We start from the raw sequence: 12162 nt of genomic DNA, 5'->3' as shown, positions 1-12162 counted from the left end.
CACGGCCTCAAGCGCCGGCGGGCGGGGCACGGCCTCAAGCGCCGGTGGAGCGGGCGGGACACGGCATCAGGCGTCAGTGGCCGGGCGGGACACGCCGTCAGGCGTCGGCGGCCGGGCGCGGCACGGTGCCAGGCGTCGGCCGCCCGGCCGGGCGCGGCGCTACGCGTCGTCCGTCCGGCCCTGTTCGCTCTTGTCGTGCCACTTCGGGTCGGTCTCCCACTCCAGGTTCCGCTCCTGGGCGGTCTCCATGGCGTGCTCGGCCTCCTCGCGGCTGCCGTAGGGCCCGAACCGGTCCTTCGCCGGGCACTCCGGGCCCTCCTCGACCTTCTGGTGGACCAGGCAGTAGTACCACTCGCCCGGTTTGCCCGTCGTACGTCTCTTGAACAGCGCCATGGGGTGCTCCTTCCTCTGGACCATGCTGCCCCAACCCGGCTCGATAGACTCGCCGCCATGTCTGGCCAGTCGCTGCTCGTACCAGGGGAGCTCTCTCCCATCCGCTCCGTCCCGGGCAACATCCGGCGTCCCGAGTACGTCGGAAAGCCCATGCCCACGCCGTACACCGGCCCGGAGGTGCAGACCGCCGAAACGATTGAGCTCATGCGGATCGCGGGCCGCATCGCCGCACGGGCGATGGAGGAGGCCGCCAAGCTGATCGCGCCCGGTGTGACCACCGACGAGCTCGACAGGGTCGCGCACGAGTACATGTGCGACCACGGCGCCTACCCCTCCACGCTCGGCTACCGGGGCTTCCCGAAGTCCCTGTGCAGCTCGGTCAACGAGGTCATCTGCCACGGCATCCCCGACTCCACCGTCCTGAACGACGGCGACATCGTGAACCTCGACGTCACCGCGTACATCGGCGGGGTGCATGGCGACAACAACGCCACCTACTTCTGCGGCGACGTCGACGAGGAGTCGAAGCTGCTGGTCGAGCGGACGCGGGAGTCCCTCAACCGGGCCATCAAGGCGGTCAAGCCCGGCCGCCAGATCAACATCATCGGCCGGGTCATCGAGTCGTACGCCAAGCGGTTCGGCTACGGCGTGGTGCGGGACTTCACCGGGCACGGCATCAGCACCGCCTTCCACTCCGGCCTGATCGTGCCGCACTACGACGCCCCGCACGCCACCACCGTGATCAAGCCGGGCATGACGTTCACCATCGAGCCGATGCTGACGCTGGGCACCCACGAGTACGACATGTGGGAGGACGGCTGGACGGTCGTCACCAAGGACCGCAAGCGCACGGCGCAGTTCGAGCACACGCTGGTGGTGACGGAGACGGGCGCGGAGATCCTCACGTTGCCGTGACCGGTCCGAGGGGTACGTATTTACCGACAGACTGTCGGGAACCAGTTGACTTAGGTAAGCCTAAGTAGCAGGATCGGTGCAGGTTCCCGTACCCCTCGGTCTCCGGAGGCACGCCTTGGACATGCCCTTCTCCACCCTCATCCGCACGGCGTCGCACGAACAGCACACCGAGGCGGAGACTTCCCCCTTCATGGGCGACCTGCTCGGCGGACGCCTGGGCGTCGCGGCCTACGCGCGCTACACCGAGCAGCTGTGGTTCGTGTACCAGGCGCTGGAGGAGGGCGCGGGGGCGCTGAGCAGCGACCCCGTCGCGGGCCCGTTCATCCGGCCCGAGCTGATGCGGACCGCCGAGCTGGAACGGGACCTGGCGCATCTGCGCGGCCCCGAGTGGCGGAGCACCGCGACGCCGCTGGCCGCGACGCGGGCGTACGCGGCGCGGGTCCGCGAGTGCGCGGTGACGTGGCCCGCGGGGTATGTCGCGCACCACTACACCCGCTACCTCGGCGACCTCTCCGGCGGTCAGATCATCCGTGACCGGGCGGAGAAGACGTGGGGGTTCGCCCGCAAGGGCGACGGCGTCCGCTTCTACGTCTTCGAGTCGATCTCCAACCCGGCCGCCTTCAAGCGGGATTACCGGGCGCTGCTGGACGGGGTGGAGATGGATGAGTTGGAGCGGAAGCGGGTGGTGGAGGAGTGTCGGCGGGCGTTCGCTTTGAACACTGCCGTGTTCCGGGAGTTGGGGGAGGAGTTTCCGCTGAGCGCGTGAGGTGGCTTGGGGGCGTGGTGTTCGGCGTGCGGGTCCGTGGTGGCCGGTCGCGCCGTTCCCCGCGCCCCTTTTCTTTCGGCTTCCTTCGGCTTCTTTCGGCGTGCGGGCCGTGCTCGCTCCTCGCGCCGTTCCCCGCGCCCCCAAACCCCCGTCCCCCTGCGGACCGTGCTCGCTTCTCGCGCAGTTCCCCGCGCCCCCCAGTAGGCCGTAGGCCCTTCGGGCCCCCTCGTTTCTCCTAGTTTTGGGGGTGGGTCAGGCGGACTCTGCCTGCCAGGTCTGTTGTGCCGTCGGGGTTGGGGGCCGTCAGGAGTTGGGAGCCCCTGCCCTGGGTGATGTTGAGGGCGCGGCCCAGGTGTGCCGTCAGGAGCAGGGCCGCCGAACCCGTCGCCTCGTCCTCCTCGATGCCGTCGCCCCGGCCCGGGAACGCCCGCGCCCGGATCCGGCCGGCGGCCTCGTCCTCCCAGGCCCAGGCGTAAAGCCACTCCCCCGGTTCGGGCACCTCCAGTGCCTCCACCTCGGCGGCCGAGCCGTACTGGCGCAGGGTGCGCGGCGGGGCCCACTCCGGGCGGGCGGTGATCCAGGTGAACTCGCCGTCGTGGCGCGCGAAGACCTCGCCCAGGGGCAGTTCCAGTACCTCGATGTCGAGCAGCCAGGCCGCCCCGACCAGCGGATGGCCCGCGAAGGGCAGCCGCAGGCCCGGGGTGTAGATGTCGACGGCGCCGCGCTCGGGGTCGTCGACGAAGACCGTCTCGCTGAAGCCCAGTTGCTTGGCGAGCGCCTGCCGGGCCGCCTCGTCGGGCACCGCGGAGCCCTCGCGCACCACGCCGAGCGCATTGCCGTGGCCGCCGTCGGGGCCGCAGAAGACCCTGAGCACGTCGATGAGTACGCCGTTTTCCCTCACCCCGGCATTCAACAACACCCGGAGCGACGGCAGGGCCGCACCCCGGGAACGGGTGCGGCCCTGCCGTACGTAAGGGGTCAGGCCCGGCCGAGGCCGCCCCGGCGGCGGGCCAGGCCGACGGCCGCGGCGCCGGTCACCGCGACGGCCGCGGCGGCGCCGAGGAGCGGGCCGGTGGGCGTGGCGGAGCCGGTGGCGGCCAGCTCGGCGGTGCCACCCGCCGTTCCGCCGCCGGTGACCGAACCGCCGGTGCCGGAGCCGCCGCCGACGGTCGCGGCCGTGGCACCGCCCGTACCGCCCGAGGTGCCGGTGCCGCCCGTACCGCCGGAGGCGCCGGATCCGCCGGTCGAGCCGCCCGAGGAGCCCGCCGTGTCACCGAGGTCCGCGTCCTGGGTGAGGCCGAGGGCGAGGGTCACCGGGTCGATCGCGTCACCCGCGTTGTACTGGGACTTCTCGCCGGGACGGGCGAAGACCGCGGCGCCGTCGGCGGTGAAGGCGGCCGGTATCGCGGTCAGCCGGACGACGTTCGCGCGGGCCGTGAAGTCGGCCTTGGACAGGTCGAGCGAGGCGAACTTCACGTCCTTCTTGACCCCCTGCGGCGTGGTGACGTCGACCAGCAGGGTGCCCTTGGCCCCGGCCGCCTCGACGCGCACCGCGCCGAACGCGATGTCGAGGTTGCCGTGGGCGGCGAAGGTGAAGCGCACCTTGCCGTTGAAGGACGCGTTCACCGTACGGGTGTCCTTGCGCAACTCGCCCTTGTTCAGCGGGAACCCGAAGGAGTCGGTGGTCGCGGAGGCCCCCTCGGAGACCTCGGTACGGCCGCCGCCGGCGATGTACCGGCGCCACGACTCCTTGACCCCCCAGCTCAGCCTGGCCTTGACGACCTTGTCCGGGTCCACGGGCTTGGGCTTGGTGGGGTCGGGCTTGGTCGGGTCGGGCTTGGTCGGGTCCGGCTTGGTCGGGTCCGGCTTGGTGGGGTCGGGCTTCGTCGGGTCGGGCTTGGTCGGGTCCGCGCCCAGCGGGAAGGTGAGGGTGGCCGGGTCGAGCTTCTCGCCCTCCTTGTAGTTGCCGTTGAACGCCTCCGCGCCCTGCTTGGTGAGGCTGGCCGGGATGTCCTTGAAGACCATCACGGCACCCTGCGACGGCCGCACGCCCGACAGGTCGAGGTCGGCGAGCGGCACGTCGTCGGCCGTCGTGTCCTTGCCGCCGTCCTTCTTGGTGACGTCGGCGGTGAGCACCCCCGTCTTGGCGGTGGTGGAGACCTTCAGGTCGGAGAGCGTGATGTCGAGGACGCCGCCGTGGGCCGTGAAGCGGACGCTGCCCTTGAAGGCGGAGGCGCTGGCGTGCACGGGCAGGTCGTACGTACCGGTGCCGTCCACGAAGGTGAACGGCCCGTTCCCGGCGGCCTGCCTGGCGCCGCCGCCGACGGTGATGCCGCCCGCGCCGATGTACCGCCGGAAGCTCTCCTTGAAGCCCCAGTCGAGGGTGGCGTTCTTCAGCTCCACTTTCGCGGGCGCGCCGGACGCGGCGGGCGCGGCGAACGCCGGGGCGACGCCGACCGCCGTGGTGGCGGTGGCGGCGCACACGACGGCGATCGCGGCCGTACGCGCGGTGGGCCGGAGACGGGGGGTGACGGACATGGTCGGCAACTCCTGGGTGGGTCGGGGGAAATGGGACGGATGGGACGGGAGGAGGAAAGGCCAGGGGTGGTCGGTGGTGACCGGTGGTGGGTCAGTAGTGGTCGGTGGTGGTCACTGGTGGTCGGTCGTCGGGGCGGCGGCCGGGGCCGCGGGCTCCTCCGGCCGCCCGGCCCTGCGGCGGCGGACCAGCACCCAGCCCGCTCCCGCGGCGGCGGCCACCAGAGCGGCCCCCGCGACCGCCGTGTACAGGCCGGTGCGGTCCGGGCCGGACCCGGTGGAGGCGGCGGGGCTCGCCGAGGCGGACGGTGACGGGGTGGCGGACGGGGACGAAGGGGCCGCCTGGGTGCCCAGGTCCGGCAGGGCCGGGATGCGGGCCCTGGCCGCGTCGGTCACCGCGACCGCCAGCGAGAGCGGGTCCATCCGGGTGCCCGCCGGGTACATCCCCGCGAACACCTGGGCGCCTTCGGCGGTGAGGGTGGCCGGGGCCTCGGTGAGGGTCACCAGGCCGTCGCGGGGCGCGAGTCCGGACGCCGGGAAGGTGATCAGCGGCCGTCCCGCCGAGGAGAGCGTGCCGCGCCCGGCCTCGACCCGTACCGCGATCCGGTCGAGGGTGAGGTCGAGGTGCGCCCCGGTGAACCGCACCGCACCCGCGAACTCGGCGGCGAGCGCGCCCTTCTCCGCGTCGTACGTGCCGTGCCCGGCCGGGAAGCGGAACAGCGCGCCGCCGTCCCGGGCGCCGCCGGTCAGGGTCCAGCGACCGCCCGCGACCGGCCCCGTGACGTACTCCCGGAAGGTGCGGCGCACGCCCCAGTCGACGGCCGCGTCCGCGAAGCCCCCGGCGGACGGGGCGGCGGGCGCGGTGGCCGACGGCTCGGCGGACGCGCTCGCGGGGGCCCGCGACGGCGCCCGGGTGTCCACCGACAGGCTCACCGGGTCCAGCACGGTACCGGCCGGGTAGTACCCGGCGAAGGCCGCCGCCCCCTGCGAAGTCAGCGTCGCCGGAACGTTGTTGAGCGCGATCGGGGTGCTCCCGCCCCGCATGTCGATCCCGCCGAGGGAGAGCGCGGCGAGCGGCACCTGCCGGGCGGTGGTGACGGTGCCGCTGCCCTTGGCGCGGCTGGTCAGGTCGGCATAGAGGGTGCCCCGGCCGCCGGAGACGCGGACGGTGGGGCGGGCCACGGTGAGGTCGAGCTGGTGGGTGCCGTCGGCCTTGCGGTGTCCGGTGAAGCGGACCCCGCCCGAGAAGGCGGCGTCGAGGGAGCCGCCGCCGGGGTCGTAGGCGCCGGTCGCCGAGTGGAACCGGAACTGGTTCGCCCCGGTCGTCGCGGCCCCGCCGAGCAGGGCCCAACTCCCCTGCGCCACCGGGCCGGTGACATAGCTCTGGAAGGAGGACTTGATGCCCCAGTCCAGTCGGCCGCCCCGTACCGTCCGGTCCTCCGCGTGCGCGGTGCCCGCCGGGACGAGCAGGGCGCCGAGGACCGCCGTGAGCAGGGCGGCGGCGAACGAACGGGAGGGCAGCATGACGGACCCCTTCAAGGGCTAGCGACTAAGGTAAGGCTAACCTAAGCTAGATCCAACCGACAGGGCCACATCCGGTCCGGCCGAAGCCGAACCCAGGGGGACGAACTCCCGGAACACGGACTCCGGACGACGCCCCCCGAGGGCGAACTCCGCGAGGACGGAACCCCGGGAGCCGGACTCCTCGGTGTCGGCCCCCTTGCAGACGAGTCCCCGAAGACGAACAGGACGGTGCACCCGGTGCGCACAACACGACTACTCGCGGGCGCGCTGATCTCCGTACTCGCCCTCAGCGGCTGCGGCGGTGGCGGCGACGGCAGCGGCGCGAAGGGCGGGGCCGCGCCGTCGGCGCCCGCCGCCGTCGACCGCGCCGAGCCGCTGGCCGCGCGGGACATCGCGGCGCCGCACCTGCCCACCACCGTCGACTCCGCCGACGGCCGCAAGGTCGAAGTGGCCTCCGCCGAACGGATCGTGCCGCTCAGCGGCTCGCTCAGCGAGATCGTCTTCTCGCTGGGACTCGGCGGGCACGTGGTCGCCCGTGACGTCACCGCCACCTTCGAACAGGCCGCGAAACTGCCGGTGGTGACCCGCGCCCACGACGTCTCGGCCGAGAGCGTGCTCTCCCTGAAGCCGACCCTGGTCCTCGCCGAGTCCACCACCGGCCCGGCCGAGGCGATCGGCCAGATCCGCGCCGCCGGGATCCCGCTCGTGGTGGTCTCCCCCGCCAAGACCCTCGCCGACGTGGGCCTCCGGATCACCGCCGTGGCCGGTTCCCTGGGCGTGCCGGGGGCGGGCCAGAAGCTCACCGCCCGCACCGAGGAGCGGATCTCGGCCGTGCGCAAGGGAGTTCCGGCCCCGCCGGACGGGAAGAAGCCGCGCGTCGCCTTCCTCTATCTGCGCGGCTCGGCCGCCGTCTATCTGCTCGGCGGCGCCGACTCGGGCGCACCCTCGCTGCTCGCGGCGGCGGGCGCGGCCGACGCGGGCGAGGCGTCCGGGCTGCGCAAGGACTTCACCCCGCTCACCAGCGAAGCCCTGGTGAAGGCGGCGCCCGACGCGATCCTCGTGATGCGCAAGGGGCTCACGTCGGTCGGCGGGATCGACGGGCTGCTGAAGATCCCGGGCGTCGCCCAGACCCCGGCCGGTCTCGACCGCCGGATCGTCTCCATCGACGACGGCGTGCTCCTCAACTACGGCCCGCGCACGGACGAGGTCCTCAAGTCGCTGGTGGACCAGTTGTACAAGGGGACCAAGTGACGGCCCTCCTCCCCTCGAAGCCCCCGGCCGGAGCGGCCGGACCCGCGGCCGGACCGACGGCCGATCCATCGGCTGATCCGGCGGTCGATCCGGCAGCCGATCGGGCAGCGGATCCCGCGGCCCACCCCGTGGCCGGACCCCGCCGGGCCGGGACCGCCTGGGCGCTGGCCGTCGGCCTGACCGCCGCCCTGCTGCTGCTCGCGCTGGTCTCGGCGGGGGTCGGGGCGTACCACATCCCCCTTTCCGACGTGCTCGGCTCGGTCCGCCACCGGGTGGGTCTCGGCGGGCAGCCGCTGGACCGGGTCGGCGAGAGCGTGCTGTGGAACGTACGGCTGCCCCGGGTCGTCCTCGCCCTGCTCGTCGGCGCCTCGCTCGGCTGCGCGGGGGCGCTCACCCAGGGCGTGTTCGGCAATCCGCTGGCCGAGCCGGGCGTCATCGGCATCTCGTCGGGCGCGGCGGCCGGGGCGGTCGGCTCGATCGCGCTGGGGCTGAGCTTCTTCGGCAACTGGACGGTGACCGTCTGCGCGTTCGTCGCCGGACTCGCCACGGTCCTGCTCGTCTACGCCCTGTCCCGCTCGGGCGGGCGCACCGAAGTGGTCACCCTGATCCTGACCGGCATCGCCGTGAACGCCTTCGCGGGCGCGCTCATCGGGCTGTTCATCTTCTTCGCGGACAACGCGCAGATCTCCCAGATCACCTTCTGGCAGCTGGGTTCGCTCGCCCAGGCCACCTGGCCCAGGGTGCTGGCGGTGCTGCCGTGTGCGCTGCTCGGCCTGGCCGTCGCCCCGCTGCACGCCCGCAAGCTCGACCTGCTGGCGCTGGGCGAGCGCCCGGCCCGCCACCTCGGCGTGGACGTCGAGCGGCTGCGGCTGGTCCTGGTCCTGGTGGTCGCGCTGCTGACGGCGGCGGCGGTCGCGGTGGCCGGCGTCATCACGTTCGTGGGGCTGCTGGTGCCGCACCTGCTGCGGATGGCGGCCGGGCCCGGGCACCGGTTCCTGGTGCCCGCGAGCGCGCTGGGCGGGGCGGTCGTGCTGGTCGCGGGCGACCTCGCGGCCCGGACCGCCGCCGCGCCCGCCGAACTCCCGCTCGGCGTGCTGACCGCACTCATCGGCAGCCCGTTCTTCTTCTGGCTGCTGCGCAGGACCCGTCGTGGACAAGGTGGTTGGGCATGAGGTTGCCACGTCTCGCTGCACCGGGGCGCAGGAGGACCCCGCCCGGCGCCGCCGTCCCGGGCGCGGTCCTGGCCGAGGCGCGCGGGGTGCGGGTGAGCCTGGGCGGACGGGCGGTGCTCGACGGGGTGTCCGTCGCGGCCCGCGCCGGGCAGGTGCTGGCCCTGGTCGGGCCGAACGGCGCCGGGAAGTCGACCCTGCTCGGGGCGCTCGCCGGGGACCTCGCCGCGACGGCGGGCGAGGTGCTGGTCGACGGACGGCCGCTGGCCGACTGGTCGCCGGGCGAGCTGGCGCTGCGCCGGGCGGTGCTCCCGCAGTCCGCCGCGCTCTCCTTCCCCTTCGCGGTCGAGGAGGTGGTCCGGATGGGCCGGGCGCCCTGGGCGGGTGTCCGCACGGCGGACGGCCGGTACCGGGAGGACGCCGACGACGAGGTGGTCGCGGCGGCCATGGCGGCCACCGAGGTCGCCGCCTTCGCCGCCCGCCCCTGTGCCGCGCTCTCCGGCGGCGAGCGCGCCCGGGTGGCGCTGGCCCGGGTGCTGGCCCAGCGCGCGCCCGTGCTGCTGCTCGACGAGCCGACCGCCGCGCTGGACCTGCGCCACCAGGAGCTGGTGCTGCGGCTGTGCCGGGAGCGGGCCGGGGCGGGGGACGCCGTGGTGGTCGTCCTGCACGACCTGGGGCTCGCGGCGGCGTACGCGGACCGGGTCGCGGTGCTGTGCTCCGGCGCGGTCGCGGCCGAGGGGGCGCCCGCCGAGGTGTTCGACCCGGAGCTGCTCGGCCGGGTCTACCGGCAGCCCGTGGAGGTCTTCCCGCACCCGCGGACCGGGGTTCCGCTGGTGGTTCCCGAGCGGGAGCCCGTACGGGGTCACGGGGGCGCAGAGAAGCGCGTGGGGGCGCAAGAAATCAGCCAGGCGCAGGCGTGTGAGCCGGGGACGAATTCGGTGGATCATGGTCCGCGCAGCGCCGCTTGACCGCTCCTTGACCCTGTCATGGCCTTCTTGTGATTGGCCTGTTATCGACGCATCCGAAGCGACGGGAGGTGAGAGCTGAATCACTGACCCGATGGGTATCGGTCAGGTAAGCCTCGGTTAAGTTAGGTCCGCCTCACCCCCTGACCGAACCCAGCGTGGAGCCCACATGCGAGCCGTCCGTCTCTCCGTCGTCACCGCCGCCACGGCCGCGGCGGCTCTGGCCGCCGTCACGGGCTGCTCCTCGAAGAGCGACTCCACCAGCGACGGCGCGATCAAGGTCACCGCATCGGACAAGAGCTGCGAGGTCTCCAAGACCGAGTTCGCGGCCGGGCACGTGCAGTTCGCCATCGAGAACAAGGGCTCCAAGGTCACCGAGGTCTACCTGCTCTTCCCGGACGACCGGATCGTCGCCGAGCGCGAGAACATCGGCCCCGGCCTCAAGCAGAACCTCACCGCCGAGGTGAAGGCCGGCTCGTACGAGATCGCCTGCAAGCCCGGCATGAAGGGCAGCGGCATCCGCCAGAAGGTCACCGTCACCGGCGGCGCCCAGACCCCCAAGCGCGACCCCAGGCTGGACGCGGCCGTCGCCGCCTACCGCACCTATGTGCAGCAGCAGGCCGACGACACCCTCCCCAAGCTGAAGACCTTCACCGACGCCATCGCCGCCGGTGACGTCGAGGGCGCCAAGAAGGCGTACGCCCCCTCGCGCATCGGCTGGGAGCGCACCGAGCCGGTCGCCGAGTCCTTCGGTGACATCGACCCGAAGACCGACACCCGCGAGGACGGCCTGGAGAAGGGCCAGACGTGGACCGGCTGGCACCGCCTGGAGAAGGCGCTGTGGACCGACGGCAGGATCGGCGACGAGGAGAAGAAGCTGGGCGTCCAGCTCTCCACGGACATCGCGGACTGGCAGAAGCGCGTCGGCACCGCCGAGATCACCCCCACCTCCATGGCCAACGGCGCCAAGGAGCTCCTGGACGAGGTCGCCCGCAACAAGATCACCGGTGAGGAAGAGCGCTACAGCCACACCGACCTGGTCGACTTCAAGGCCAACGTCGAGGGCGCCCAGAAGGCGTACGAGCTGCTCAAGCCGGTCGCGTCCAAGAACGACCCGGCGCTGACCGCCGAGCTCGACAAGCAGTTCGCGGCGATCGAGGCCCAGCTCGACAAGTACCGCACCGACAAGAACTCGTACGACTTCACCTCGTACGACAAGGTCGGCGAGAGCGACCGCAAGCAGCTGTCCGACGGTGTCAACGCGCTGGGCGAGCCGCTCTCCAAGCTCGCCGCGGCCGTCGCCAAGTAACCCCGCACGCAGACAGGACAGGAGGGAATCCGCCATGAGCGACTCGACCGACGGCGGCGCCGGCACCCAGGCCGCCGCCGACGGGGGCGCCACGTCCTCGGCCCCGTCCCGCCGCTCCCTGCTCGGCTGGGGCGGTGCGGGGCTGGCGCTCGGCGCCGCCGCGGCCGGCGGTGCCGTCGCGGCCGTGCGGAGCGACGGCGGTGACGCGGTGCCCGCCGCCGACACCGGCGCGGCCGTGCCCTTCCACGGCGTCCACCAGGCCGGCATCGCCACCGCGGTCCAGGACCGGCTGCACTTCGCCGCGTTCGACGTCACCACCAAGGACCGGGCCGAGCTGGTCCGCCTCCTCAAGGACTGGACGGCCGCCGCGGCCCGGATGACCGCGGGCCAGACGGTCGGCGAGGGCGCCTACGGCGGGCTCGCCGAGGCGCCGCCGGACGACACCGGCGAGGCGCTCGGCCTCAAGCCGTCCCGGCTGACCCTGACGATCGGCTTCGGCCCCTCGCTCTTCGCCAAGGGCCGCTTCGGCCTGGAGGGCAGGCGGCCCGAGGCGCTGGTCGACATCGAGAAGTTCCCGCACGACAACCTCGACCCGGCGCGCAGCGACGGCGACCTGTGCATCCAGGCGTGCGCGGACGACCCGCAGGTCGCGGTGCACGCGATCCGCAACCTGGCCCGCATCGCCATGGGCCGGGCCGCGGTGCGCTGGTCGCAGCTGGGCTTCGGCAAGACGTCCTCGACGACGCCCGAGGCGCAGACCCCGCGCAACATGATGGGCTTCAAGGACGGCACCCGGAACGTCTCGGGCACCGACACCGCCGCCCTCGACCAGCACGTCTGGGTCGGCGCGAAGGACGGCTCGCCGTGGATGACCGGCGGCTCCTACCTGGTGGCCCGCCGCATCCGCATGCACATCGAGGCGTGGGACCGCACCGGTCTGCAGGAGCAGGAGGACGTGTTCGGCCGCGACAAGGGCGAGGGCGCCCCGGTCGGCAAGGCCAAGGAGCGCGACGAGCCGTTCCTGAAGGCGATGAAGCCGGACGCGCACGTGCGGCTGGCGCACCCCGACTCCAACGCGGGCGCCACCATCCTGCGCCGCGGCTACTCCTTCACCGACGGCACCGACGGCCTCGGCCGTCTGGACGCGGGCCTGTTCTTCCTCGCCTACCAGCGGGACGTCCGCAAGGGCTTCCTGCCGGTGCAGCGCAGTCTGGCGCGCCACGACGCGCTCAACGAGTACATCCAGCATGTGAGTTCGGCGATTTTCGCCGTCCCTCCGGGCGTCCGCGACAAGGACGACTGGTGGGGCCGGGCACTGTTCAGCTGATCGGCCGA

General features: G+C 73.2%; 11 protein-coding genes. 7 read left to right on the top strand and 4 right to left on the bottom strand.

What is annotated here, in order from left to right:
• Positions 1–159 precede the first annotated feature (159 nt).
• Entirely contained in the window at positions 160–393 is a 234-nt protein-coding gene (locus tag AB5J87_RS24855) for a hypothetical protein (RefSeq protein WP_369379407.1), read from the bottom strand.
• 57 nt (positions 394–450) lie between these two features.
• On the opposite strand from AB5J87_RS24855, the gene map reads away from it, so the two are divergent.
• Together map and AB5J87_RS24845 are read left to right on the top strand one after the other, a co-directional pair.
• Positions 451–1308 carry a type I methionyl aminopeptidase gene (gene map / locus AB5J87_RS24850; protein WP_369379406.1) on the top strand — a complete coding sequence of 286 codons (858 nt, stop codon included), beginning with the start codon at positions 451–453 and terminating at the stop codon, positions 1306–1308.
• Positions 1309–1429: 121 nt separating this feature from the next.
• On the top strand, positions 1430–2074 hold the full coding sequence (locus tag AB5J87_RS24845; protein WP_369379405.1) for a heme oxygenase (biliverdin-producing): 645 nt from the start codon (positions 1430–1432) through the stop codon (positions 2072–2074).
• 235 nt (positions 2075–2309) lie between these two features.
• On the opposite strand, the gene AB5J87_RS24840 is transcribed toward AB5J87_RS24845, so the two are convergent.
• From AB5J87_RS24840 to AB5J87_RS24830, 3 genes are all read right to left on the bottom strand, one after another.
• Positions 2310–2975, bottom strand: a complete 666-nt coding sequence (locus tag AB5J87_RS24840; protein WP_369379404.1) for a PhzF family phenazine biosynthesis protein — start codon at positions 2973–2975, stop codon at positions 2310–2312.
• Between the two features lie 77 nt (positions 2976–3052).
• Positions 3053–4612: an HtaA domain-containing protein gene (locus tag AB5J87_RS24835; protein ID WP_369379403.1), complete on the bottom strand. Its 1560-nt coding sequence runs from the start codon at positions 4610–4612 to the stop codon at positions 3053–3055.
• Between the two features lie 111 nt (positions 4613–4723).
• Positions 4724–6133 carry an HtaA domain-containing protein gene (locus AB5J87_RS24830; RefSeq protein ID WP_369379401.1) on the bottom strand — a complete coding sequence of 470 codons (1410 nt, stop codon included), beginning with the start codon at positions 6131–6133 and terminating at the stop codon, positions 4724–4726.
• Between the two features lie 237 nt (positions 6134–6370).
• On the opposite strand from AB5J87_RS24830, the gene AB5J87_RS24825 reads away from it, so the two are divergent.
• The 5 genes from AB5J87_RS24825 (at position 6371) to efeB (ending at position 12154) form a co-directional block, all read left to right on the top strand.
• A complete protein-coding gene (locus AB5J87_RS24825) occupies positions 6371–7384 on the top strand; it encodes a hemin ABC transporter substrate-binding protein (protein WP_369379400.1) in 1014 nt (337 codons plus the stop codon).
• 128 nt (positions 7385–7512) lie between these two features.
• Entirely contained in the window at positions 7513–8556 is a 1044-nt protein-coding gene (locus AB5J87_RS24820; RefSeq protein ID WP_369379399.1) for a FecCD family ABC transporter permease, read from the top strand.
• Positions 8553–9521 carry a heme ABC transporter ATP-binding protein gene (locus tag AB5J87_RS24815; RefSeq protein WP_369379398.1) on the top strand — a complete coding sequence of 323 codons (969 nt, stop codon included), beginning with the start codon at positions 8553–8555 and terminating at the stop codon, positions 9519–9521. The genes AB5J87_RS24820 and AB5J87_RS24815 overlap by 4 nt, the downstream gene beginning before the upstream one ends.
• A gap of 166 nt (positions 9522–9687) precedes the next feature.
• Positions 9688–10827 (top strand): iron uptake system protein EfeO, encoded by a 1140-nt coding sequence (efeO, locus tag AB5J87_RS24810; protein WP_369379397.1) that lies wholly within the window; start codon positions 9688–9690, stop codon positions 10825–10827.
• Positions 10828–10861: 34 nt separating this feature from the next.
• Positions 10862–12154: an iron uptake transporter deferrochelatase/peroxidase subunit gene (gene efeB, locus AB5J87_RS24805; protein ID WP_369379395.1), complete on the top strand. Its 1293-nt coding sequence runs from the start codon at positions 10862–10864 to the stop codon at positions 12152–12154.
• Positions 12155–12162 lie beyond the last annotated feature (8 nt).

Source organism: Streptomyces sp. cg36 (assembly GCF_041080675.1).
In the GTDB taxonomy this organism is placed as follows: domain Bacteria; phylum Actinomycetota; class Actinomycetes; order Streptomycetales; family Streptomycetaceae; genus Streptomyces.
Note: the sequence above shows the minus strand (reverse complement) of the source record. Positions and strands in the feature narration are given on the sequence as shown.